Annotated in this window: 18 protein-coding genes; 7 read left to right on the top strand and 11 right to left on the bottom strand. The window is 55.8% G+C overall.

Going from position 1 to position 24,153, the window contains the following annotated elements; genetic code table 11:
• The coding region (locus RBR60_RS12020; protein WP_320357084.1) for a PDC sensor domain-containing protein at positions 1 to 633 on the top strand (633 nt) is incomplete at its 5' end.
• An 8-nt stretch (positions 634 to 641) separates the two neighbouring features.
• Here RBR60_RS12020 and RBR60_RS12015 read toward each other — a convergent pair.
• From RBR60_RS12015 to RBR60_RS11995, 5 genes are all read right to left on the bottom strand, one after another.
• A complete protein-coding gene (locus tag RBR60_RS12015) occupies positions 642 to 1,307 on the bottom strand; it encodes a hypothetical protein (protein WP_320357082.1) in 666 nt (221 codons plus the stop codon).
• Positions 1,308 to 1,312: 5 nt separating this feature from the next.
• On the bottom strand, positions 1,313 to 3,301 hold the full coding sequence (locus RBR60_RS12010) for an RNB domain-containing ribonuclease (protein ID WP_320357079.1): 1,989 nt from the start codon (positions 3,299 to 3,301) through the stop codon (positions 1,313 to 1,315).
• A gap of 143 nt (positions 3,302 to 3,444) precedes the next feature.
• The gene (locus tag RBR60_RS12005; RefSeq protein ID WP_320357077.1) at positions 3,445 to 4,503 is read right to left on the bottom strand and encodes a prolipoprotein diacylglyceryl transferase family protein; all 1,059 of its coding nucleotides are present in this window, start codon (positions 4,501 to 4,503) and stop codon (positions 3,445 to 3,447) included.
• Between the two features lie 25 nt (positions 4,504 to 4,528).
• Positions 4,529 to 5,566 (bottom strand): phosphatidylserine decarboxylase, encoded by a 1,038-nt coding sequence (locus tag RBR60_RS12000; RefSeq protein ID WP_320357075.1) that lies wholly within the window; start codon positions 5,564 to 5,566, stop codon positions 4,529 to 4,531.
• Positions 5,563 to 7,959, bottom strand: a complete 2,397-nt coding sequence (locus RBR60_RS11995) for a hypothetical protein (protein ID WP_320357073.1) — start codon at positions 7,957 to 7,959, stop codon at positions 5,563 to 5,565. Before RBR60_RS11995 ends, RBR60_RS12000 begins: the two co-directional genes overlap by 4 nt.
• A 390-nt stretch (positions 7,960 to 8,349) precedes the next feature.
• On the opposite strand from RBR60_RS11995, the gene RBR60_RS11990 reads away from it, so the two are divergent.
• From RBR60_RS11990 to RBR60_RS11965, 6 genes are all read left to right on the top strand, one after another.
• A complete protein-coding gene (locus RBR60_RS11990; protein WP_320357071.1) occupies positions 8,350 to 9,132 on the top strand; it encodes a motility protein A in 783 nt (260 codons plus the stop codon).
• On the top strand, positions 9,129 to 9,854 hold the full coding sequence (locus tag RBR60_RS11985; protein WP_320357069.1) for a flagellar motor protein MotB: 726 nt from the start codon (positions 9,129 to 9,131) through the stop codon (positions 9,852 to 9,854). Before RBR60_RS11990 ends, RBR60_RS11985 begins: the two co-directional genes overlap by 4 nt.
• A complete protein-coding gene (locus RBR60_RS11980; protein WP_320357067.1) occupies positions 9,832 to 10,251 on the top strand; it encodes a PilZ domain-containing protein in 420 nt (139 codons plus the stop codon). Before RBR60_RS11985 ends, RBR60_RS11980 begins: the two co-directional genes overlap by 23 nt.
• Positions 10,252 to 10,283: 32 nt before the next feature.
• Positions 10,284 to 10,673, top strand: a complete 390-nt coding sequence (locus RBR60_RS11975; RefSeq protein ID WP_320357064.1) for a phage holin family protein — start codon at positions 10,284 to 10,286, stop codon at positions 10,671 to 10,673.
• 17 nt (positions 10,674 to 10,690) lie between these two features.
• The gene (locus RBR60_RS11970; RefSeq protein WP_320357062.1) at positions 10,691 to 11,326 is read left to right on the top strand and encodes an HAD family phosphatase; all 636 of its coding nucleotides are present in this window, start codon (positions 10,691 to 10,693) and stop codon (positions 11,324 to 11,326) included.
• Positions 11,327 to 11,521: 195 nt separating this feature from the next.
• Complete coding sequence (locus tag RBR60_RS11965) at positions 11,522 to 12,091, top strand: class I SAM-dependent methyltransferase (RefSeq protein WP_320357060.1); 570 nt, start codon at positions 11,522 to 11,524, stop codon at positions 12,089 to 12,091.
• A 95-nt stretch (positions 12,092 to 12,186) separates the two neighbouring features.
• Here the strand turns inward: RBR60_RS11965 and RBR60_RS11960 are convergent, their stop codons facing one another.
• Genes RBR60_RS11960 through RBR60_RS11935 form a run of 6 tightly spaced genes read right to left on the bottom strand, consistent with a single transcriptional unit; the run spans position 12,187 to position 24,110 of the window.
• Positions 12,187 to 14,295: an ATP-binding protein gene (locus RBR60_RS11960; RefSeq protein WP_320357058.1), complete on the bottom strand. Its 2,109-nt coding sequence runs from the start codon at positions 14,293 to 14,295 to the stop codon at positions 12,187 to 12,189.
• Positions 14,285 to 15,415 carry an FIST signal transduction protein gene (locus RBR60_RS11955; protein ID WP_320357056.1) on the bottom strand — a complete coding sequence of 377 codons (1,131 nt, stop codon included), beginning with the start codon at positions 15,413 to 15,415 and terminating at the stop codon, positions 14,285 to 14,287. The genes RBR60_RS11960 and RBR60_RS11955 overlap by 11 nt, the downstream gene beginning before the upstream one ends.
• Positions 15,416 to 15,429: 14 nt before the next feature.
• Positions 15,430 to 18,762 (bottom strand): ATP-binding protein, encoded by a 3,333-nt coding sequence (locus RBR60_RS11950; RefSeq protein ID WP_320357054.1) that lies wholly within the window; start codon positions 18,760 to 18,762, stop codon positions 15,430 to 15,432.
• A 2-nt stretch (positions 18,763 to 18,764) separates the two neighbouring features.
• Positions 18,765 to 20,645 carry an aldehyde ferredoxin oxidoreductase family protein gene (locus tag RBR60_RS11945; protein WP_320357052.1) on the bottom strand — a complete coding sequence of 627 codons (1,881 nt, stop codon included), beginning with the start codon at positions 20,643 to 20,645 and terminating at the stop codon, positions 18,765 to 18,767.
• Between the two features lie 46 nt (positions 20,646 to 20,691).
• Positions 20,692 to 21,315 carry a response regulator transcription factor gene (locus RBR60_RS11940; RefSeq protein ID WP_320357050.1) on the bottom strand — a complete coding sequence of 208 codons (624 nt, stop codon included), beginning with the start codon at positions 21,313 to 21,315 and terminating at the stop codon, positions 20,692 to 20,694.
• Positions 21,312 to 24,110 (bottom strand): transporter substrate-binding domain-containing protein, encoded by a 2,799-nt coding sequence (locus RBR60_RS11935; RefSeq protein WP_320357048.1) that lies wholly within the window; start codon positions 24,108 to 24,110, stop codon positions 21,312 to 21,314. Before RBR60_RS11935 ends, RBR60_RS11940 begins: the two co-directional genes overlap by 4 nt.
• Positions 24,111 to 24,153 lie beyond the last annotated feature (43 nt).

Raw genomic sequence — 24,153 nt, 5'->3', positions numbered from 1 at the left:
GGTGCGCAGCACGGGGCCTTTGTGAAGGATATGGACATTGTGAGGGAAACCGCCGAAGCCCAGGCCCAGGTGATCGGAGATATGCGGGAATCGGTTCTCAGCCTGGGAGCGGGCATTGAAAAGCGCAATGCCGAGAATGTGAAGATTCTCGATTGTGCGGAACGTATCCGGGCCCTGACCGAAACCCAGCTTGTGGCCACGGGCGCTTTTCATCTGAGCTGCCACCGGAGAGCCAGGGAAGCGGTGGGCGCACTGGCCGCTTCAACGGAAATTTTGTCGGACAAGAGGGCGGTGCGGGAAGGGTTGCTCCGGGATTTTGTTTCCGGTGCGGGGTATGTGGAGCTGGCCTATATGACCGACTCCCAGGGCGTACAGACGGTGGCCAATCAGTTTCGTCCGGGTATGGAGGCGGTCTATGCTTCCGATGGTCTGGGTTCGGACTGGTCGGATCGCCCCTGGTTTGGGGCTGTACGGGCGCGGGGAGAAGCCTTTGTGTCGGAGATTTACAGGTCCAGGGCAACGGATGCCTTCTGTTGTACGGTTTCCGTGCCTGTGCGGAACAAAGAAGGGATTTTCTGCGGGGTGCTGGCTGCGGACCTCTGCCTTGGGGATCTTCTTAAGGCCCAGGGGTGAAGGGCGGGTCAGAAAAGCGCCATGGCGGGGATGCGGGAAAAAGAAAGCTCTCCTGAAAGCAGACCGCTGACAAGGCCTCTTTCCGGCAAAGGGAAGGCCTGGGCCATGCGGCCCTGGGACCGCAGTTCATCGAGGAGGCGTCTGACATCATCGGTGAAAGGGGTGACGAGGCGGATTCTGCCAAAACCCTCAAAATCCGAAGGGCGGAGCAGGGAAAAGTCCGGAGCCGCCATGACCGCAGTGCCCGGTTTTGTTTCCTGGAGAAGGCGGAAGGCGTCGCCGTCACTGGCGCATACAAGGAGACAGGGGCCTTTTTCGGTCACAAGGGGACGGAGGCTGCTGCCTTCCAGTATGAAGGTGTCTCCTTCCATCCCGAGGATGGAAAGGCGGAGCATCTGTGATTCCTGGATCCAGGGCAGAAGCAGACCCTGGGGGAGGGCATATTTTTCACCCGCGCGATCTTCCCCGAGCCAGAGAGCGGCGTTGCGCTGCATGGGCCTGAAATTCCAGCCTAAAAAATGATCCTGAGCAAAGGAAACGGAAAACCCCGCCCTGTAAAGCCAGGCGAGGGGTTCTTCCTTGTGCTTGCCCCACATCTGCGCCCGGCAGCGGGCCAGAAAGGCAGTGGCCTGGTGCTGCCAGTTTTTTCTGGGTACGGTGGCTTCGTTTTCCATGGGCATCAGCCGAGGTAGAGGGAAAGCTGATCCCGCCTTGCATTGACCTGCTGGATCACCACCTCGATTTCGGTTTCAGGCCTGAGCTGGATACCGGAAGAGACGGGCAGCATCCATTCGAGCATGTAATCAAGGAGCAGTACCTGGTACTGGTTGCGCCTTTCCTCCAGAACCATGGCCCTTTCCCTTTGTCCGATGCGGCCTTCAAGGTATTTGAAAAGCCAGTAGCGCTTTCTGAAAAACTGCACCCGCCCCACGGCGGCCATGGGCTGCTCCAGACGTGCAAAGAGGGCCTGGATGTCTTCTCGGCTGGCCGGAGTTTCCATGCCGAGAATGGCCCGGATCTGACGCTGGGTGGCCAGATCCCAGTATTTCCGGATGGGTGAGGTGGCGGTCACATAACAGGGAAAGCCAATGCCGGAATGGGGTTCGGGCTGGGGAGTCAGCACCACGCGGTTTAAGTGTCTGCGCTGCATGAGGTTCTGGAAGAGCGAGCCCTCATCCCCCTTGTAGAGGCGATTTTTGGGTTCGGCCTGGGACCGGAAGACTGCGGGCATCTGATTTTTCTTGAGAAAATCCGCCATCATGGCATTGGCCATGATCATCATTTCCGCCACCAGCATGCGGCTGGAACTTTCTCTGTCGATCTTGGAGATGAGAATCTCTCCGCTGTCCTCATCCACCCGGATGTTCACTTCCGGCAGGGAAATCTGCACAGCACCCGCCATGAGGCGCTGGGAGCGGAAATTCCTTGCAATGCGATCTAGGTTTGCAAGGTCCGTATCTTCCTCGAGCATGCGGTTGGCGTCGGAATAGGTGAGCTGTTCCGCCACCCGGATGATGCTGGGTGTGATCTCATAATCAAGCACGCGGGCGTAATCCGCCACCCGCATGAGAACGCTGATGGCGGGCCGCAGTTCACCGCCTCTGAGGCTGCACAGATCCTCGGACATGGCGGGCGGCAGCATGGAGAAACGGGCGTCGGGCAGGTAGATGGAGCTTCCCCGGTCCAGGGCGCAGAGATCCAGGGGGCTTTCCGGAGTGACAAAGTGCGCCACATCGATGATGTGAACGCCCACAATATGAAAGTCTCCGGCGGGTTCAATGCTGATGGCGTCGTCAAAATCCAGCGTGGAAGGACCGTCAATGGTCATGAGACGACAGTGGGTGAGATCCCTGCGCCTGGCGTCCTGAGTGAAGCTCCGGGGACTGGCCTTGAGTTCGGCTACGGCTTCAAGGGTTTTGCGGTCAAATTCCGTTGCAATGCCGAACTTTTCGAGCAGAAGATTCTCATGGGGTCCACAGATGCCCAGACGCACAAAAAGATCAAAGAGTTTATCTCCCGGATCGCCGCCCGCCGCAGCAAAGATCTGGCGGATGTTTTCAATTCCCGGTGTTTCCTCTTCAAAGACGAGATAGTGTCTGAGTATGTGGACCACATGATGCAAGTCGGCGGGCAGTTCGGGCCTGGGGTTATCCAGCATCTTTTTCAGCCAGGCTGCTCCCGCTTCAATGGCCTGTTTTCTTTGTTCGTTTCGTTCATGCTGACGCTTGAGCAGGGCCACCTGCTCAGGACTGTTGGGCAGAAAACGATTGGAGCCGAATTTGAAATACAGGCGATCGGCAAACATGGTGCGTATGACCGCAGATGCGGCGTCTGCGGTATTTTCATCCGTAAAGCAGAGGGCGGCGACGGTGTCAAGATCCTGCCAGTCTTCCTCCTCCTGAAGCACTTCCCAGAGTTCGGAAAGATTCATGGACGCAGCAAGCTGCTTGCGGCGTTCTGCGGTTTCCTTCAGGAGACGCACCTGATGGTCCCGGGGGATGCTGAGGTCCAGCTGGGCTTCGGAGATATGGGAGAGTCGGTTGGCCGAAAGATTGACCTCGCGGTTGGTTTCTGTGAGAAGCCGGAGTCGTTCTTTTTTATTTTCTGTGACAACGGCGGTGATAATTTTCTGTTGGTCGATATATTCGACAATTTTCCCAGGTTCCATAACCTGTCAAATTAGCAGTTCCACCTTTGCAAGTCAATGCGCATGGCGCTGAAAAAACTTGAAAAGTTTTCATCTGAGGGTCTGGATGGCCTATCTTCCTAAAATAATTGGGAGGGCCGGATGGGCATTGGGAAAGGAAGGCTTCATACACGATCCTGATGGACAAAAAAACAGATGGTGGATCCTGTGACTGTGCTTCGGCCGGTATAGAAGAAGGTGAAAGCCCAGAGGAAGAAAAGCCCGGCCAGAACCTGCGCCCGGCCAAGGAGGGCAAGGCCGGTTTTCAGGTCCGGCGTAAAGAAAAGACTCTGGGAAAAGGGGGGAAGGAAAAGACAGGCCAGGGCGTAGGGGAGGGTGAGCAGGGCCATGGTCTGGTAGGCGGAAAACCGCCTTTCTCCCCTGTGGTCCGCACGGAGAAATTCCGAAATCACCCGCCATATCTGGGTGCCGCCAAGGCAGAGGACCAAAGCCATGGCCGCCTGATCGATAAGGAAAAGGGCAAGGCCTCCCAGGCAGAGAAAGGTATAGAGAAAGAGGGTGAGGGCCTGCACCGGCGCGACGGGTTGTCCGTCAAGGCCGCTGGCGTAGCTGATTTTTTTGGTTTTTCCGGTAAACACCAGGGCCATGGGCCTGAAAAAGCGGGCAAGGGAGGGAGAAAGGGCGCTTAAGGGTTTTCCATAGCAGCAGCCGAAGCTGAGGCAGGCGAGGCGTCCCATACCCTCGCCGCTGGCGTAGGCGATGGCAAGGGCCGCCCATGCCGGGATGAGGGGCAGGGGGGCATGGCCGAAACGCTGGCCCAGGGTATCGGTGAGAAGGAGGACCCAGGGAGTGAGAAGGATGCCAAGAAAGCTTGCCCCTCCCACGGTGAAGGTATGGGCTTTTCCCTCCACCCACCCTGCGATCCAGCGGGAGGCGGGAATGCAGATACCAAGGAGGATGCAGGCTGCAAAGGCGGAAAGAAAAAGGGGAATTCCCGCACTTTCCAGAAGGATCAGGCCTAAGGCCGTGCCGAAGGTGTAGGCCGTTGCGGTGAAAAAACCATACCAGGTGAGGTTAAGCCCCGTCCATACCCCGTCTTTTTCCATGCGCAGGGGCAGGGCGGCGAGCATCTGGAATTTTTCCGAAGGCAGATTCCGGACGCCCCAGATGGCAGGGATGAGCATGAGACAGGCAAGGCAGAGAATGAAGAGGGTTGCATGCATAGGGCAATCTCCGGAAAAAAAGGGTTCAGGGAACAAGGGGAACTGGCGCAGAAAGGCTGGGTTTTAAAGCCACAGGCCTTCCGATGACCTCCCCCATCCTGAGGTCGGTTTCCACAAGTCCAGGGCCAAAGCCTTCACAAAAGCGGCTCTGCACATCCCTGCGAAGGCTGTTGGCCACAAGGTCTTCTTCAAAATCCATGCGCAGGGGCTCAAAGAGAAGAACCACGGTGGAGCTTCCGGGATAAAAGAGGCTTTTGGGACAGCCCGCCTGGATGCGCATTCCCGGACGGAGTGCCTGGGGATTCTCATAGGCTTTGTGGCTGTAGGCTTCCCGGATGCCGCCGATCATGAGGGCCACCACTTCCACCATGGCCACAAGCCCCACCCCACTGCCCTGGGGAATATCCGTATCCACCAGGGTCACGAGCCTGCGGTTCCGGGAAAAGGGGGTGACTTCCCGGACCACGGCGTCGGGATGGCAGGCATGGCAGCGGCCTTCCACCATGAAGGTTTCAAGAACTTCCCCGCTCACAGGGCAATGGTTGTAGTGGTACTTGTCCGGAGTGAGGCGAAAGACCGCAGCCCTGCCGCCCGCAAAGCGTTCATGCCAGGGGCTTTCTCCCACAAGGGTTTTGAGGTCAAAGAATTTCCCCTTTACGGGAAAAAGACTGTGGGTGGAGAGATTGAGGGGCAGCATGCGGCTGTCTGAGGGGGCGAGGACACAGGGAAAGGCGGGCGGCTGGGGGCGACAGGACCAGTAGCGGATTTTTCTTTCAAAAACGGCTCTGGCGGTGCGGAAGTGTTCGGGGTTGAGACATTCTTCCAGGCAGACGTCCAGATCCCGCATCAGCGCCTTTATTCTGTGCGGAGAGAAAAAACAAAGATCGTACTGAAGAACTCCGAGGATGTGACTTGCCTGGGGAGAGGTGAGAGCCTTAAAGAGCCAGCCCGCATTTTCCCGGATCTCGTTGTAGAGAAAACGCACCAGGGGATCGGCAAAAAGGCGTTCGTTCCTGATGCTTCCTGTGGCACGTTCGATGTACTGATGACAAAATGGGCTCATAGAGAGGTCTCAAAGTGTTTTTTGTCGTTGTGAATGGAAAGAATAATGAGGAGCATGAGACGCGTTCGCTCTTCCCGGCTGAGGGATTCAAGGCAGGGGTTTCGGTGCAGGCCTTCCACAAGGGATGCGGCATCCTGGTCTTTGACAATGGATCTCAGGGCGTCCCTTGAGGCCGGATCCCGGAAGCGGGACCAGTTTTCAAGGCGCCGGACATCATCCATGAAAAAATGCAGGGCTTCGCGGATATGGGTCTCACGGAGACGGGTGCGGTAGCAGGTTTCTGCGGCCTGATTAAAGCGCTGGGCTGGGATATTCCGGGGTTTCCGGTGGGGGATTTCCTCCCGGATGAGGGAAAGGAGTCTGCCTGCGGCTCCCGTGTCCGGATGGGTGAGACGCATTTTAAGATCTGCCATGAGATCCTCCGCACCCAGCATGTCAATGAGGCCTGCGCCGTCTTTGCGGAGTTTTTCAGAAAGGGCCAGCATGAAGGCCCGGAGGGGAACCCGAAGGTAGCCGGGATAGCGGCGGCTCATGCGGGTATCCCGGATGCCAGGGAAAAGGTCTTTGAGAAAGGTACTTTCCGTCTGCCAGCGGAAATAGAGAGTGGGCAGACCGATGGCCGCCGCAAAGAGGCCCTGACGTCGCTCGCTTTCCACAAAGGGCGTATCGGGTATGTCCTTATGGCCATAACGTCCGGAAAGCAGGTAGTGGTAGCCGAGGGCTGTGATGAGGGTCTGGAGCCGCGCTGCTGCGCCCATGTCATGGCCAATGGCGGGGAAGGTGCTGTAAAGGCGGCCTTCAAAGCCGGAAAAGCCCATCTTTTCGAAGGCGCGCAGGCGATAGGGAAGGTAAACCGCCATGCGGGCGTCAAAAACACCGGAATGGCTGAGATCCGAGATGAGACGTTTCTGGTTGTCAGGACTGCCATCTAAGGCCGGGCTGCTGGGGGTGCTGAGCAGGGCCGCAGGGTAATCAATGAGCCGGAAATCCGGGACGAGATCGCCTTTGAGGCGAAAAATCCTGCGGATGTTCCGGTCCAGCCAAGGAGGGCCAAAGGGCGTGAGGGAGGCCCCGAAAACCTGGTTTCCGGCTTTTTTCTTCCAGCGTCTCCAGAGCATGCGCAGATGGGTGTAGTCCAGCTCGTGGGGAAGAAAACCCAGAACCCGTTCGGGGTGGAAATCTTCAAAATCCAGGCGATAGGGGGTGGCAGAATAATGGCCCACCAGAAGGGGCAGGAAGTATTCGGTGATTTTGGTGACAAAATCCCCCATCCATTTTTCATGCAGGCTTCCAAGGCCGCTGCCTGCATCCGCCATGCCTGCGGAGAGTTTGCGACTTCCAATGGAAATATGGGTGCCATTGTTGGCAAGGCTGATGTTAGAGGTATTGGGCATCACCACAAGATTTCTTGTGATGATGCCGCATTCTTTGAGTTTTTTCACCGCATTGAGCTGGCTGCGGGAGAGTACCTCATGGCAGAGACCCATGTAGCGGTGCTTTTCTTCTCCCTGATCCCAGCCGGAAAGGCAGGGATTCATGAAAAGCTCCCGGTAAAAGGCATCGGAGATGATCTCATTGAGACCTTTTTGTCTGAGGGGGGGGTGGGAGGCAAAATAGACGCGGGCTTTTTGTCCGTTTTCCGCAAGTCCGAAGGCTTCATTGGCATGCTCCAGGAGGAGCTGGGAGAGGAGAAAACGTTTGAGGGTTTCCCCGACAAGGCTGTCCGCAGCCCCTTTGCCAGACCCCAGAAGGACGGGATGAAAGGAGAAAAGTTCCGGGGAGGTATTGTCGCTCAAAAAATGATCCATCATTTTTTCTGCGCTTACCCGGAGCAGGGGATGGGCCTTGGGCGAAAGGCCGATGAGGTCGGCCAGGGCCAGGCGCAAGAGGTAACTGATGGGTACACGAATCCAGCGTTCTTGATTTTTAATGAAAAAAAAGCGCTCGGCATCCTGACGCAGGGGAGAGGCCGGGTTTTTCTTGTCTGCGCGCAGATCCATTTTAAAGATGTGCAGGGCATAGGCGGAGAGGTTCTTTTCAGGAAAGCGAACCCAGGCGTTTTCCCACAAACCCTCGGGATTGTGGTGCAAGAAGGTGGTGAGGGCTTCGGCCTGCTGAACGGGCAGGTCACCGGCAAGGCTTCTTTTGAGAAGGTTTCTGTAATAGGTGGATTCCCGGATGGCGCAGGGCAGATCCACATCCTCAGAATTGCCTTCCACCAGGGCCTGGAGTTCATTTTCAACGCCGCAGGTGGTGTCGCCGACGGTAAAGGGCAGATGGCTTTCAAGGGTGACGCCCTTTCCCATGGGAATTTCCAGAATACGCCGCAGCTCTTGAAGGGAGGGAGGGCTGCAGGCTTGGGGAGGAAGTGTTTTTTCTTGAAGGCGGGGCAAGGGAGAACCTCCATGTTGGGAGTGGAACATCAGGACCTGCGCCACGGTCTTTTTCTCCTTTTCATGTTGGATTTGGATGAAGGTTGCGTGAATTTTGGATGTGGGCGGACTGAAAACACCCTGGCGGGGATTTTGTCTTAAGGAAGCGCCAAGCGCTCTTTGTTGACGCAGAAAGGGGGCTGTGGTACCCAGAGAGGGCAGTTGGCCTTTTTCGGATTTCTTTTCTTTCATGGGTGGTTACGCGGAAGCAGAAGGGGCTTACGAAGCCCTTTTTCATGTTTTTCAACGGATTCATAAAAACTGTCCGCATCCATCCGGTTTCAGGCCCGGTCTGCCTCCCATGGCGCTCTCCCTGAAATTCAGAGGACAAAGGTAAGGTAAGGATTTCCCATGGATTTTGCATCCCTGATCGGCATTGTTTCTGGTATCTCCCTGATCATCAGCGCCATATTTCTGGGTGGCGACATGCGCAGCTTTGTGAATGTGCCTGGCATGATGATTGTTCTCGGCGGCACCATGGCGGCAACCCTGCTCACCTTTACCTTCCGGGAAGTGGCAGCCGCTTTCCGTGCTGCAGCCTTTGCCTTTATCAAAGACCGGGAAGATCCCAACACCGCCGTGGAAACCATGATCCGCATCTGCAATGTGGGTCGTAAAAAAGGGCTTCTGGAGTTGGGAAACCTGGAGACGGATTCGGGTTTTCTTAAAAAAGCCTGCGGTCTGATTGCCGATGGCTCGGAAGAGGAGGTGGTGCGCGCAGCTTTGCGCACGGAGATAGATTCTTTGAAAATGCGCCACTTCATTGTGCAGGACGTGTTTAAGAAAATGGGAGCCTACGCTCCTGCCTTTGGCATGCTCGGCACCCTCATCGGCCTTGTGCAGATGCTTTCCAAGCTGGCCGATCCTTCGGCCATAGGCCCGGCCATGGCCGTGGCCCTGCTCACCACCTTCTATGGCTCCCTGCTTTCTTCCATGCTCTTTTTGCCCATTGCGGGCAAGCTGAAGGCAAGAACCGTTTCTGAGGTCATGCAGCTTGAGATCATGCTGGAGGGTGCTATTTCCGTTCTCAAGGGCAGCAATCCCATGATGGTCTACGAGAGCCTGTCTTCCTTCATCCCCTTAAGGGAGCGGATTCCCCTTGAAAACATGAATGTACGTCAGGTGGATTCATGAAACAGAAAAGCGCCAAGGAAGACTTTCTGGAAGATGAGGAAGGGGCGGGCTGGATTGTCACTTACGCGGATCTGGTGACCCTGCTTCTGGTGTTTTTTGTGCTTTTGTACTCCATTTCAAGCCTCAACATGGAGCGTTTCCGCCAGGCCTTTGAGTCCATCCGCATCAGCCTTGGAAAAGACATGACCACCTTAGGCGTGATCGAGGTCATGGAAGTGCCGCAGCTGGATCGCAAGGAGCTGACCCTTGAAGAGATTTTCGGCCGCCGCTCCAGAGAAGAAGCCATGGTGGAGGATATCAATGCCTTTGTTGCGGAACGCAACGTGGGGGATAACATCACCGTTCAGATCTTAAACAACAAGGTGGTGGTGCGGATCCAGGGCACCATTCTCTTTGAATCCGGAAGTGAGCAGCTCATGCCCCAGGCTGAGCCTATTCTGGGCCAGATTGTCCATATCTTTAAGGCCTATCCGGAGTATAACATCAATATCCGGGGCCATACGGACGATGTGCCCATTGCCACACTTCGCTTTCCTTCCAACTGGGAGCTTTCCGCCTTTCGTGCCACAACGGTTCTGAAGTATCTCATTGAAAAAGGGGTCTCCCCCTTCCGGTTGACGGCCACAGGGTATGGCTCCCTTCTGCCCTTAAGGCCCAACACCACAGCGGAGAATCGGGCCATGAACAGGAGGGTTGAGTTTGTTCTCGAAAAAAAAGGATAAAATTTTTGCCTGGCTGGATCGGGCCTTGAAGGAAAGGCGTAAGAGTTTCCGTTATACTCCGGAAGCGGTGGCGATTTTTGTGCAGGTGGGCGAAAAGGCGGAAGCCTGGCCTGTCCTGAACCTCAGTGCGGGGGGATTTTGTTTCCATCACCCCCACCTGGGGGCGGAGGATGTTTTCACGCTGCGCCTTCAAAGCCGAACCGAGGAGCTGCCCCTGGATCTTTTTCTCAAAGGAGAAGTACTGGGCCGCACCCGGGATGGGGAATGTCACTGCGCTTTCGTGGATCTGACAGCGGATGAGGAAGAAACCCTGCATCGTTTCACCCTGGCCGCCCAGCGCCATGAGGCCCGGCGACAGCGGCTTTTGCGTGTACAGCGTCTGCGGGAAAAAAACTGACATTTTTCATGCCTGATAAGGAATTATACAACATGGAACACATTGCCGTACGCTGGTTGATCCTGACGGTTTCCATTCTGGTGACAGGTTCGCTGTTCGACGGAATCCAGGTGGCCAGTGTGGGATCCGCCATCACCGCCGCAGCCATTCTCGGGATTCTCAATACCTTCATCCGGCCGGTGCTGCTTTTACTGACCCTGCCTGTGACCCTCCTCTCCCTGGGGCTTTTTGCCTTTGTCATCAATGCTTTTTTGCTTCAGATCACCGCCTCTCTGGTGCAGGGATTTGATGTGGCCGGTTTCTGGACGGCCTTTTTGGCCTCTCTGGTGATTGCCCTCATCCATGTGGCGCTTACGGGCTTTCGTTTTCAGAACGGTCGCATTGTGGTGGTGGATACGCGGCGGCGCGGACCCTGGGACTGATGGGGGCTTGGGAAGGTATGCGCATTCAGGCCCTTTTTTTTGACAATGACGGCGTTCTTGTGGATTCGGAACACTGTTATTTTGAAGCCAACCGCCGGGTGCTGGCCGAGCATGGCATTGCCATGGATTTTGAAGATTATCACGAGCATTTTCTGCGGACATCCACGGGGATTCACCACTTTTTCCCGGAGGCCTCCCAGGAGTTTCTGGCGGACTTCCGCAGAAAAAGAATGCAGCACCATCTCGACCTCCTGGCAAGCGAACCCATCCTCATCCCCGGTGTGAAGGAGGTTCTTTCCAGGCTGCGTGGACACTTTCGCATGGGGGTTGTGACAAGTTCCGAAAAAAAGCCCTTTTCCCTGATCCACGCGCGCACGGGACTTTCGGATTTTTTTGATTTTACGGTCTGCCGTGAAGATGTGCGGTTTTCAAAACCCCATCCCGAGCCCTACCTCAAGGCCCTTGCCCTTTCGGGGTTTCCCAGGGAGGCCTGCCTTGTCATCGAAGATGCGGAAAGGGGCCTGCGTGCGGCCCTGGCCGCAGGCCTGCGCTGCTGGGTGCTTCCCGGTCCCCTGAATTCCCAGGGCGATTTTTCCGGTGCAGAGCGGGTGCTGGAGCATATCGGGGTTCTGCCTTCCCTCCTCTTGCCCTGACCTTTCTTCGTTTTTTTAAGCCCCTTTTACGGCCGGGAGCCTTGTCTGAAAAAAGAGATTGGCCCGGACTGGTTTTTATTTTTTTAGGGCTTATATTGTTTTGCGTACCAAACTTCTGGATTGCCCCAGGTTCTGGTCCGCACCCGAAAGGTGCAGGAAAGGGATGGCCCCGTTCAGGAAAAATAAGGAGGAAACATGAAAAATGTCCCCATTGCCGCTGGAAAATCCAGTTTTGGACTTGTGGATACCCAGGCCCTGCGGGAGGCGCTGGAGCCCATGGAAGGGCTTGTGATTCTGGACGCCGCCTGCGGAGCGGGCAACTACACTCTCGCCCTGGCCCGCTGGGCGGGATTGCACAGCCGCATTTATGCCGTGGATCTCTGGGAAGAGGGGGTCTTTGAGCTGAGAAGGCGGATCGGGGATGCGGGGCTCAGCCATGTGCAGGCCCATGTGGCGGATTTGTCCCAGGGCACAACCCTGGCCCAGGAGAGTGTGGATCTCTGCCTGGCCGCAACGGTGATCCATGACCTTGTGGCCGATGGCAAGGTGGAAGGCATGCTGAAGGCCCTGGCCCGCACCCTGAAAAAGGAGGGTCGCCTTGCGGTGGTGGAATTTGAGAAAAAACCCGGCCCTCCAGGACCACCGGAAGCCTTACGTCTTTCTCCGGAGGCCTTGAGCACCCTGGTGCGGCCCTTTGGATTTTCCCTTACGGAAATAAGGCCTGTGGGAGAGGCGCTTTACCTCGCGATTTTTGCAAAAGTGTAAAAAAACATGGGCCAGTTCTGAAAAAGGTGGGGCCTGCGTAAAAGGCCTTTTCTCTATCCCTCTGACTGGAAGAAAAGCCATGCCGCTGAGGCGGTTTATCCATGAAAATCGATGATTTCTGAGTGCTTCCCGGAAAGCCTTTCCGCAACCGCACCTGGGGGTTCTTCTTCCGAAGAGGCAGCCAGGTGGTGCAGGAGGAGGGAGAAAAGCTGCCTGGGATCAATGGGTTTGGCGATGTGGTTATCCATGCCGCATGCCAGCGCCCTTTGTCTGTCTTCGGCCATGGCGTTGGCGGTCATGGCAAGGATGGGAAGATTCTGAAAGCGAGCATCCCGACGGATTCTGCGGGTGGCTTCATAGCCATCCATGATGGGCATCTGCACATCCATGAGGACGAGGTGGTAATGGCCTGGGGCCTGCTCCTGGATTTTCTTCAGGGCTTCCATTCCGTTTTCCGCCATGTCCACCTGGACTTTTGCCTGCTTCAGGATTTCCCTTCCCAGTTGTCGGTTCACCGCGTGGTCTTCCACAAGGAGAATCCGTTTGCCGTGCAGGGGGATGAGGGCAGAAGGGGGCAGGGGCCGGACGCGGTGTTCAGGCGGCGATGGAAGCCCCCTTGCCAGCCTGCAGGTGAAGGTGCAGATGCTGCCCTTTCCTGGCTGACTTTTCATGCGGATCTCTCCTTGCATCAATTCCACAAGTTCTCTGGAAATGGCGAGCCCCAGGCCGGAGCCTCCGAATCTGCGGGTGGTGGAACTGTCCGCCTGGGAAAAAGGCTGAAAAAGGCCTGGAATCTGTTTTTCTGCCATGCCAATGCCCGTATCCCTCACCTGAAACTCCAGTACAGCGCTCTTTTCTTCCAGGACCAGGGCGCGGGTATGGATTTCCACCTTCCCCTTTTCTGTGAACTTGATGGCATTGCCCACAAGATTGGTGAGTATCTGGGCCAGACGCAAGGGGTCGCCCACCAGGTCCTCCGGGACCTCTTTTCCTTTGGACCAGCGGAGCCTGAGCCCCTTTTCCCTGGCCTTGTGGGAAAAAAGATCGGATATTTTCCGGAAAACCTCTTCAAGGGAAAAGGGGATTTTCTCCATCCGGAGTTTACCCGCCTCGATTCTGGAAAAATCCAGAATATCGTTGATCACACCCAGAAGACTGTGACCCGCCTGAGCCACCTTTGTCAGATAATCCCGCTGCCTTTCTGAGAGGGATGTGGAAAGGCAGAGATCCGTCAGTCCGATGATGACGTTGAGGGGTGTGCGGATTTCATGGCTCATGGTGGCAAGAAAGGTGCTTTTGGCCATCGTGGCCATTTCCGCCTGCCCGGCCATGGCTTTGGCCTGGGCAATGGCCTTTTCCAGCAGCAGGTTGCTTTCCTGAAGCTGGCGTTCATGGTTTTTACGTTGGGAAATATCCGAGTAAATGACATAGCCTCCGCGGATTTCTCCGTTCACATACACAGGCCCGCCCTTGAGAAGCACTTCAATGATCCTGCCGTCTTTTCCATAGCGAATGGCTTCCATTTCAAGGGTTTCTCCCCGGAGAATCCTGGGGGAGCCATATTCCTTCTGAATCCTCAATGGATCCACAATGCTGTTGATGTCCCTGCCCGCCACCTCCTCCTGGGTATAGCCGAACATTTCCGTAAAGCGGGAGTTGATGATGAGGATTCTGTGTTGGACGTCAAAGTAGGCCATGGCGTCCAGGGTATTGGTGAAGATGGACTCAAAATGGGCTTTCTGGACAAGGAGTTCGGCCTCACTCTGCCTGCGTTTCTCCGTTTCAAGGCAGGAGAGGCAGGCTTTGGTCAGAATGCGGCTTAAGGGAATCATTTCATGGAGAAAAAAGGTGTCAAGGGGTCTTGATCTCGCCAGAAGAAGAAAACCATAGTCTTCCAGAGGGAAGGCGTAATAAAGGAAATTTTCATGGGCGAGGCAGCGCCAGGGCTGGGAGGCGGGGGTTTCAAGGGCGAGCTGGAGTCTTCGGGAAACATGTCGGTATACCGGATTTCTGGCCATGGCCCTGGGCAGGAGATGGACGGTCTGCCAGGCCTCATCCTCTTTGCGGATCACGGCGGCGAGGGTGCAGTTCAGTTTGCGCAGAAAAATAGGCAGGCAGGCCTGAAATAGTTTTTCATGGTCCAGCTCTCCGCTGGCGGCAACGGCGATTTCGAGCAGGATATCTCTGTACATTTCAGGATTCATTGGGATCTCCGAGAAATCCCGCCACAGCGGTCTTGTTGTAAAATTCCAGGAAGGCATCGCCGGTGTTTGCGATTTCTCCAAGGCTTAAGGCCCCGAAGGTGCAGGGGGGGTGGGTGATGACCCGGATTTCTTTTTCAAAATCTTCTCCCATGAAAAGCACCCGTGAGATGCAGTCCATGAAAAAGAGTGCGGAAGCCTCCCTTTCACCGGAGTATGCCGCCAGGGCCGTGTCCCGTGCGAGACGGGCGCCCTGGATGAGGGAGGGCGTGTTGCCGTGGAGAATATGAACATAGCTGCCTTCGGGAATGTCGCCGACGCAGATGAGCGCGCCGTATTCGGTGAATATGGGATCCCGGACCACCATTTCCGCATCCAGGCGGGCAATGCCCAGGGGATAGGCCTTGGCAATGTCAAAAAAGGGAGTTTTATCAAAGGACATGCCGGAGTGGGCTTCTGCGATTCTGCGGTATGCGGTGAAGGCGGGTTCCCAGTTCAGCGAAAGGATGCGATTCTGGCGGGCTTCGGTCACTTTGATGGCAGGGGATATGGGAAACCAGCCATGGGCCACGCCGATGGCGCTTTGAACCTCAGAAATGGCGAGGATGGCGGCGTCGGCAACCAGGCCCTGGGGGGTGATGATGCAGGGTTTCTGGGTGAAGCTTAAGGAGCCAGCCCCTCCGCCGATGTAGTTGGGTTGCAGGCCAAAGGTGTTGAAAAGGGCGTGGATGAAGGGGCCGATGCGCCGGGAAAGGCCATCCACAAAGACAAAAAGGGTTTTACCGGAAAGTTGTGGATCTGGGGCCGCATTTTCCAAAATGGCTTCAAAATCGTTTCCGGGCCGACTGAGGCCTGTGACAACAAGGGGCTGAACCCCATGGAAAAGGCCTGCCACAATACAGCCTTTTTCAAGATTTCTGCCGTCTGCCAGAATCTGGGGAAAAATGCCGCCGAACACAGGAAGCCTCAAGGCCGTGAGCCAGGGGTTAAGATGGGTCCGGGTCCATCCGTTGCCATCGCAGCCGAGGATGAGAAGGGCTTTCACACGGGGGGCTGAGGCGAGTTCCTCGGCCATTTTTTGAGCGGTTTCCGGAAAAACTTCTTCAGAGACTCTGAGAATCATAGGAATACTTTCCTTTAAGAAAGGGACGCAGAATCATTTGTCGGCAACCATCGGTTGAGCATGACCAGAAGGACATCTGCGGATACGGGTTTGGCCAGGTAATCATTCATGCCAGCCTCAAGGCAGGCGTTCCTGTCGCCTTCCAGGGCATGGGCGGTCATGGCGATGATGGGAATGGCGGGATCCGGCGCGTCACCCCGGCGAATGCAGCGGGTGGCTTCCAGACCGTCCATGTCCGGCATCTGCACATCCATGAGAATGAGGTCATAGGCGGTTTCATGGAGCTTTTTCAGCACAATTCTTCCGTTTTCCGCCACATCTGCGGCAAAGCCGAGTTTACCGAGAAGCCCCAGGGTGACGACCTGGTTGGTGAGATTATCCTCTGCCAGGAGGATTCTTGCCTTCTGGGGGAAAGTGGCCTGCTCATGGAGAAGGGGGAGAGGGGTGGGCGGCTTTTTTTCCGGGCTTTCTCCCTTTTTTGTATCCATAAGAGCGGTTTCGGGGGGCACTTTGCGGAAGGGGAGGATGAACCAGAAGGAAGTGCCCTGGCCCTCCTGGCTTTCCATACCGATTTCTCCGCCCATGAGGCGCACAAGCTCTTTGCATATGGCAAGGCCCAGGCCCGTGCCTCCGTAGCGACGGGTAATGGAGGCATCGGTCTGGCTGAATTTTTTAAAAAGCAGGGATTGTTTTTCCGCAGGGATGCCTATGCCTGTGTCCAGGACACAGAAGCGGAGCCTGACCTCCTCCTCTCCGTCCTGGATGCAGGAGACCGTGAGGCCTGTTTTTCCTTTTTCCGTGAATTTGATGGCATTGGAAAGGAGATTGCTGAGAATCTGACGGAGCCTGTCCCTGTCGCCCATGAGTATTTCGGGCACATGGGCTTCCATCTCAGCACTGAGGCGGATGTTCTTTTTCTGCGCATCCAGGGAAAAAACGTCCATGAGATCGGCAATGAGATCTTTGGGGTAGAAGGGCTTTTGGGAAAGCTCCAGTCTTCCGGCCTCCAGTTTGGCAAAGTCCAGGATATCGCTGATGATATGGAGCAGGGCTGCGCCGCTTTCCCGGATGATGCCCGCATAGGCGTGCTGTTCTTCATCAAGGGAGGTGAAGAGGAGAAGATCCGTCATTCCCAGAATGGCATTCATGGGGGTTCGCAGCTCGTGGCTCATGTTGGCAAGAAACTCGCTTTTGGCGATATTGGCGGCCTGGGCCCTGGCCGCCATCTTTCTGGACTGGGCGATGGCCTTTTCCAGAAGGGCGTTGGCATTGTAAAGCTTTTTCTGGGCCTCTTTTTGTTCTGTGATATCAATCCAGGTCACAAGAATGCGCTGGACACCCTGAAGATGAATGGGCGTGAGGGAAACCGTGGCCCAGAGGAGGGTCCCATCCACCTTGCGGCAGACCCATTCAAAGGGAGGCACCTTCTCCAGGGCGGCCTTTCGGATGCGGGCGAGGGCGTCTTCAAAGGCATAGGGAGGGTCCAGCCAGAAATCCCCATTCTGAAGTTCCCCAAGACTGGAAAAACCATAGGCGCCGTAGCCTGCGGGATTGGCGTCCAGGATGCGGCCACTGTCTTTGTCATGGATGAGCATGGATATGGGGGATTCCATGAAAAGGGTGCGGAAGCGTTTTTCACTTTCCGCAAGGTCTGCGGTGCGTTTGTGTACGATTCGCTCCAGAATTTCCTTGCGTCGGGTGGTGAAGGCCACCCAGAGGGTGAAGAAAAAGGTGGTCAGAATGCCTAAGCCCAGGGTCTGTTGTGCGGCTTTGCGGGGGTGAAGCTTTTTAAAGGCCGGTCCTTCATGGCTGATAATGGCAAAACTCTGGCCCAGAACAAGAATGGGGCGGATATGCTGATGGGCGTAAACCTTTTTGTCCAGGCAGCGGTTCTGGCTGGCGTGTTCGTGCCCGGCCAGGGTGGAGGTGAGAAAAAGGGGAGGATTTTCAGCCTCAAGATGGAAAAGCCCGCTGATCACGGCAAGGGAGGTTTCCGAGGTATATCGCCTTTCCTCTTCCAGGAGGATGTTTTCAAGGCCGAGGATGCTGAGAACAAAACCCTGTGAGGTCTCAAGGTTTTCTTTGAAAAAGGTGGGGCGGAAGATGAGAAGGGCCCTTTTTTCTTCAGGGCAGGAGCCTATGAAAAGGGGGGGGGTGGCTGTGCTCATGCGATGGGAAAGGGATTCTTCCATGGCTTGCCTTGCCCTGGCTTCTGAAGCCATGTCAAAGCCCAGCATGGTATGGGGCTGATCCGAGCGGCAGACTGCGTACCGGACAGGGTAATGCATATCCCTGGGCGGAGCGGGGATTTTTTCATCCAAGCTGTTTTTTTCCCAGATCTGGAAAGGGCTTTGGGTCTCCTGGCTCAGGGTTTCTTCAAAATGCGCCCTTTCTTTGGCGCGGACCCCAGGAACAAAGGCCCAGGATCGGGCCATGGGAATGTCCAGAAGGGGACTTGCGTAGTGGAAGAATTCCTGCCCATCCACCTCATCGGAGGCTTCAAAGAACCGGCCCATGCCTTCCAGGGCCACATCCCGCAGAACGTAGAAATCCTCTGCGATGTTGCGGGCCTGGATATCGGCCATCTGTTTGAAACTCTCGTGATGACGCAGGCCTTCATTGTTATGATTCCACCAGGCGGCCACAAGGGTGAGGAGGATGCCTGCGCCTGCCGCAAGAAAGGTGGGGCCATGGCGGTCCGTGAACCCATAGAAGGGAAGGCGCTGGTTCCGCAGAAGGAGGAAAACGGCTGCAAAGAGAAGGAGGCTTAAGGTAAAGCCAAAGATGGAGAGACTTTTCAGTCCGTAAAAAGGGTTTTGTTTAAGTCGCCTTTCAACGCCAAGGAGAGCAAGGGGTGGCCCTTCCCTTTCCGAGCGAATGGGAATCAGAGCGCAGAGACTCTGGGTTTTGGAGTTGTGGAGGAGGAGGTTTTTCCCGTCATTCATGACCTTGGCGAAGGTTTCAGGGGAGAGGGGCCGGATTGCAGGTTCGGGTCTTAAGTCCAGAAAAAAGAAAAATTCCCCATCCGGTCTGCGGCCGATCAGGTAGGGAAAGGTGGGCTGGGCATACAGGGGAATAAGATTTTGCAGCTGGTTTCTGAGACGAAGCCATGCCGGGTTTTCAAGGTCTTCGCTTGAGCCCTCCAGGGCCTGGATGCGATGGATATTCAGGGCTTCGGCCAGAAGAAGGGCTTCTTCCATAAAGGCCTGGGAGGTTTTTTTTTCCGTAAGTTCTGCGTGAAAAAAGATGAGAAGAACCGTGGCCAGCAGGACGATGAAAAAAAGCCACAGCCTTGAAAAGAAAGGAGGATTCGGGATGTGGGGTTCTGGAGAAGAGAGGAGGGGCATGGTCAGACCATCCTGGTATCCGGTGTACGCTTGGGGGGATGGCCCTGGTCATCCCATCCCCTGGCCCTGTAATAGCTTTTAAGAACCAGGGTGAGTTTTTCGGGACAAAGTCCTTTGAGGCTATGGGCGGGAAGAAAGAATTTTCTGGGAAAAGAAGCGGCTTCCGGCCCTTCCCCTTGGTTGAGGTTGAAGCGGCGGATGGTGTCCCATGTTCCGGCTGCCTGCTGCATCAGGGTTTCCGGCGAAATATCCCTGCCTGTGAAGGCCCGGCAGGTTTCAGAAAGAAGGGTGGGGCCGATGGCATTGAGAAGGGGCGGGCGGATGCAGATGCCAAAGGTGTTGAAAAGGGTGATGAGATCTTCTGACCATCGGGCCATCAGGGGCAGATGCACCTGGCTTCTTTCTGAATCCAGGATCTTTTTTTTCAGGGATGCGGGCACAATGTCGGCTTTCTGGTATTCTGCTTCCGGCAGACGGAAAGCTTCCCAGATAAGGTCTTCATCCTGGAGATTTTCCTTGAGGTTTTCAAAGGGATTGCGGCATCTGAGATGATCACCTCCCCGGATGTTGGTGAGCATGCCGAAGGTGAAGCTGGACCAGCGTCCCCTGGGGTCAATCATGGGAATTTCAAGTCCTCGGATGTGCATGGCGGCCTCTGCTTCTCCCAGTTTTTTCGCAGCCCTGGCAGCGCCTTCGGCGAGAATATTTCCCATTCCCTGCCTGTGCGCCATATCCCCGAGCAGGCGGCAGAAGGCCTCGCCGTCCCCCCAGCAAAGGGGATAGGTTGTGTGCGGGGAGGGGATTTTCCCTTTTTCCCAGAGCTCAAAAGCCATGGCTGCGGTGCTGCCCGCACTGACCATATCCATGCCCAGGCGTTGGCAGAGTTCCGTGGCCTTGAAGCTGTCTTCCACGGAAAGCCCCGCCTGAGCGCAGAAGGTGATGGTGGGGGTGATTTCTAAGGCCTTGAGATCTTCTCCCCTGTAAGGCCCCTTTTCAATGGATACCAGGTGACCGCAGGCGATCCAGCAGCTTTCACAGGCCATGCGGCCCCGGATGTAGCGTTCTTCCAGGGAACGGCCGAAGTTTCTGGACCACTCGGGTATGGGTTCCCCGGAAAAATTTCTGGTGGGCAGGGCGGAAAACTTTCCATAGACCGGCATGGCGCCCATGGTGCCCGTGGCCTTGAAGGGTTCGTAATAGCGGGAGGCCCGTATGGCTTGGGTGGCCTGTTGGCGGATGCTGCGGAAGTTTTCCGCATGAAAGGCCTTCACCTTTCCTTCGGGGGCAATGACAATGGCTTTGAGTTTTTTGGAACCCATCACAGCCCCAAGGCCCGTCCGTCCCCAGGCGTCGTGGCGTCGATTCTGGATGGAAGCAAAACGGACGAGATTTTCTCCGGCCGTTCCGATGAGGGCCATGGAAGCCTTGGGGTAAAGGCCTTCAAGATCTTCGATGGCTTCCCAGGCGTCCCTGCCCCAGAGTGGAAAAGCATCCAGAAGCCTTGGCATTTTTCCTTCAATGGCAAGGAAAACGGGGTTTTTGGCTTGTCCCCGGAAAACAAGGGCGTCATAGCCTGAACGTTTCAGGTCGCCCCCGAAAAAAAGCCCGGAGTTGGACGTACCAAAGCCTCCGGTAAGAGGAGAAAGGGCGGAAGCTTCCGTACGGGAGGCCGTGGGAAATCCGGAACCCGCAAGGAGACCCGGGGAAAAGATGAGCACATTGTCCGGGCCCAGGGGGTCGACTCCTCTGGGGATACGCTCGCTGAGGATGCGGGCGTTAAGGGCCAGGCCGCCGAGCTGGGCGAGATCCTCAGTCAGATCAGGACTTGTGGTTTCCATACATCCGGAGCTGAGGTCAATTTCAAGTATGCAGAGGCTTTTCATTTTTCCTCCTTTGCCACCGGATTACCGCATGGGGTGGAAGCAGGGTTCAGGATTCCTCTGTATCGGAGAAATCGGGGTAATGGCGTTGCAGGCAGTCCGGACAGATGCCATGGCTGAACTGGGCTTGGGAGTGACGGGAAATATAGGCTTCCACCTGATCCCAGTACCCTCTGTCGTCCCGGATTTTCTTGCAGAAAGAGCAGATGGGCAGAATACCCTGGAGGGTGCGGATGTGTTCGGAAGCTTTTTTCAGCTCACGGATCTGGCTGGCGAGTTTTTCCTGGAGATCCAGAACCCGGAAACCTACCCGCACCCGCGCCTGGAGTTCGCCCGGATCAAAGGGTTTGGTGAGATAATCGTCCGCCCCGGTGTTGAGACCTAAAATGATGTCTGCCTTGCTGTCCCTTGTGGTAAGCATGAGGACATAAAAGGGTGGCGCATTTTCCATGCTTCGAATACGGCGGAGAAGTTCAATGCCGCTTAGCTTTGGCATCATCCAGTCGAGAATCATGAGCTGGGGTGGGTCGGGTTTCTGAAGAAATTCCCATGCTGCCTCTCCGTTGGCCTGACAGTGGGTGATATACCCCCATTTTTTCAAGGTCAGGTCAAGGAGGGTGCAGGAGGTGGCGTCATCTTCGGCGATGAGGATGCGCCGGGGGGGGGTATTCATGGAAGATCCTTTATGTTGAATGCGGTTTTCAGTGTGTTCTGAAGGATTTCAAAGGCGGCCTCCATCTCCTTCATGCGGATTTGCATGCCAGGGAGATTATTCTGATCTCCTTCTTTTTCCATGACCGCAGCCAGGCTGGCGAGGGCGACGCCTCCCACATTGGCAGAAGCGCCTTTGATGGTGTGGGCCTGGCGACGGGCCAGGTCGGTGTTTCCCTGATCGAGGTAGGTGCGTAAAAGCGCTATCTGTGTGGGGATGTCACTGAGAAAGACCTGCACCACCTGGGATGCCAGGGCTTCATCGTCCATGAAACGGGTCATCATGGCTTTTTTGTCAAGAACCGTCATGTCTGCCTGCCTTTGGAAAGATGCTGTGAACCAGAATTCGGAGCCTGTATTTTCCCTGCTTTCAAAGCCCATGGATCCTCCCATATGTTCCGTGAGGGTACGGGCCAGGGCAAGCCCCAGACCTGCGCCGCCGTAGGCCCGCGTGCTGGAGCTGTCCACCTGACTGAAATGCTGGAAGAGTGCGTCTTTTTTTTCAGAAGGGATGCCGATCCCCGTGTCTTTCACGGAAAAACGCAGCAGAACCTGACCGGGGGGTTCGGAGAGCATTTCCACGCGGATGCAGATTTCTCCTTTGTGGGTGAACTTGAAGGCATTATCGAGCAGGATGAAGAGAATCTGCTCCAGGCGGGAGGGATCTCCACAGACCATGGAGGGTATGTCCGGAGGAATGCAGGTCTTAAGGATCAGCCCTTTGTTCCGGGCCAGGGGATCCAGGGTTGCACAGAGTTTTTTCAGCATTTCGTGGGGGCTGAAAACCATGCGGTTTAAATTCAGGCGTCCTTCCTGTACCTGGGAGAAATCAAGAATGGCGTTGAGAAGCCCAAGGAGGGACTGGCTCCGGGCGAGGCCCTGGGTCACATAGCGCAGTTGCGTTTCATTGAGGGGCGTTTCCAGAAGGAGGGTGAACATGCCCATAAGCCCGTTCATGGGGGTTCGGAGTTCATGGCCCATGTTGGCAAGGAATTCATCCTTGGCGTGGCGGGCCAACTCTGCCCGTGCGGCCTGGGCCTGGGCCTCCTGGGCCAGGGTTTCGGCCTCAAGGCGTTTTTTTTCCAGGGAAACGTTGAGCCTTTCGGCCTCTTCCTTGGCTTCCAGGAGTTTGTTCTGGGCTTGTCTTCGCTCCTGGATTTCCTGGGAAAGGGCGAAGGTTTTTTCCCGGATTTTCTGCCGGAGTATGCGAGAAGAGATGACAAAGGCAAGAATGAGAAGCGCCATAAGCGAGGCTGAAATGAGAAGATAGCGAAAAATAGCCATGGATTTTACGTCCATGGATTCGTAGACACCAAACCAGCGTGCCTGAATCCCGCGGTATTCTCCGGAGCTTTTCACAATGGAGAGGCCTTCTGCCAGTTGGGATAAGAGGGCTTCCCTGCCAGGGTTCACCGCATAGCAGTATTCCGGGGAAAGAAGGGGCTGCTGGCTCACATGGAGATGGTCCCAGCCATGGGCTGCAATCCAGTAAAGGGCGGGAATTCTCGCCACAAGGGCATGCTCAAAGGGACCTTCCGCCACAAGGCGTAAGGCTTCTTCCTGGTCAGAAGCAAGGATGAGCCGATCTTTGTACCCCTGGGCCAGGGCAAGGTCGTGCATGATATCGCCTTTGTGCACCACCAGGGTTTTTCCTTCCAGGTCTTCCATGCTGCCAAGGGTTTCGGCAAGGGTTTTATCCTTTGAAACCAGGACATAACTGATGCGGATATGGGCGGGGGTGAAAAGAAAATCCTTTTCCCTTTCCTTGGAATAAAACATGCTGTGCACAGCGTCAATTTCACCCAGGCGGAGGGCCTCACGGGTTTTGTGCCAGGGCATGAGGCGGATTTCCAGGGGAATGCCCATGGTTCTTGCAATGGCCTGGCTTAACTCCACATTGTATCCTGTGGGCTGACCCTTTTCATCGAGAAATTCGTAGGGCGGAAAATGGCTGTCTCCGCCGACAATGATGTGGCTGCGGCCCCGTTCCAGATCGGCCAGGGGACCGAACCACCGGGCGTGCAGGGTGCGGAAGGTGCCATCGGCCATGACGATGGAAAGTCCTTCGTTGAGAAGGGCCAGCAGTTTTTCATCCCCCTTGGCCACGGCAAAACAAAAGGACTGGACAAAGTCTTTTAAGGGGGGGCCTGTGGTTTTCAGCCGGGGGCTTCCCATTTGTTCCATGAGCTGAAGGGCCAGTAGTTTCTGGATGACCACCGCATCACTGAGACCTTCTTCCACCTCGTGCAGGGCCTCTTCAAAGGTGGCTGTGGCGCGGATATGCACTTTTGGGTGGCTTCTCCTGAGAAACTCCTCGGCATTGTCCCCCCGCATCACGGAAACGGTTTTTCCCTCAAGGTCCTCCAGCGTCCGGATGTCCTGTTCCCCTTTGCGCACTACCAGGGTTCCGTGCATTCTGAGATAGGGAAAGGTGAAGTCAAAAAGGGCTTCCCGCTCCGGAGTCCTGCCGACCAGGGGCAGAACCTGAACCTGACCGTTGATGAGGCTTTGTTTCACATGGATCCATGTTCCGGTTTCAAAGGAAACCTCAAAGCCCATGGACTGGAGGGCCGCACGGAGCAGGGCCACGGAAAAGCCGTCGGCTTCTCCTTTTTCGTTGAGAATGCAGTAGGGCGGATAATCGGTCTCAGAGGCGGATCGGATCCATCTGGAATCTTCCGGTACAGGCGTTTGGGCGTGAAGGGGCTTTGGGATGAGAAAGAGGGATATCAGGAAGAAAAGGAAGAAAACCGGCATGGACGCGGAAGATTCTGAACACGCGGGATGCCCGGTGACGCAG

Origin of the sequence: Desulfobotulus sp. (assembly GCF_034006065.1) — a bacterium.
Taxonomy (GTDB): domain Bacteria; phylum Desulfobacterota; class Desulfobacteria; order Desulfobacterales; family ASO4-4; genus Desulfobotulus.
Note: the sequence above shows the minus strand (reverse complement) of the source record. Positions and strands in the feature narration are given on the sequence as shown.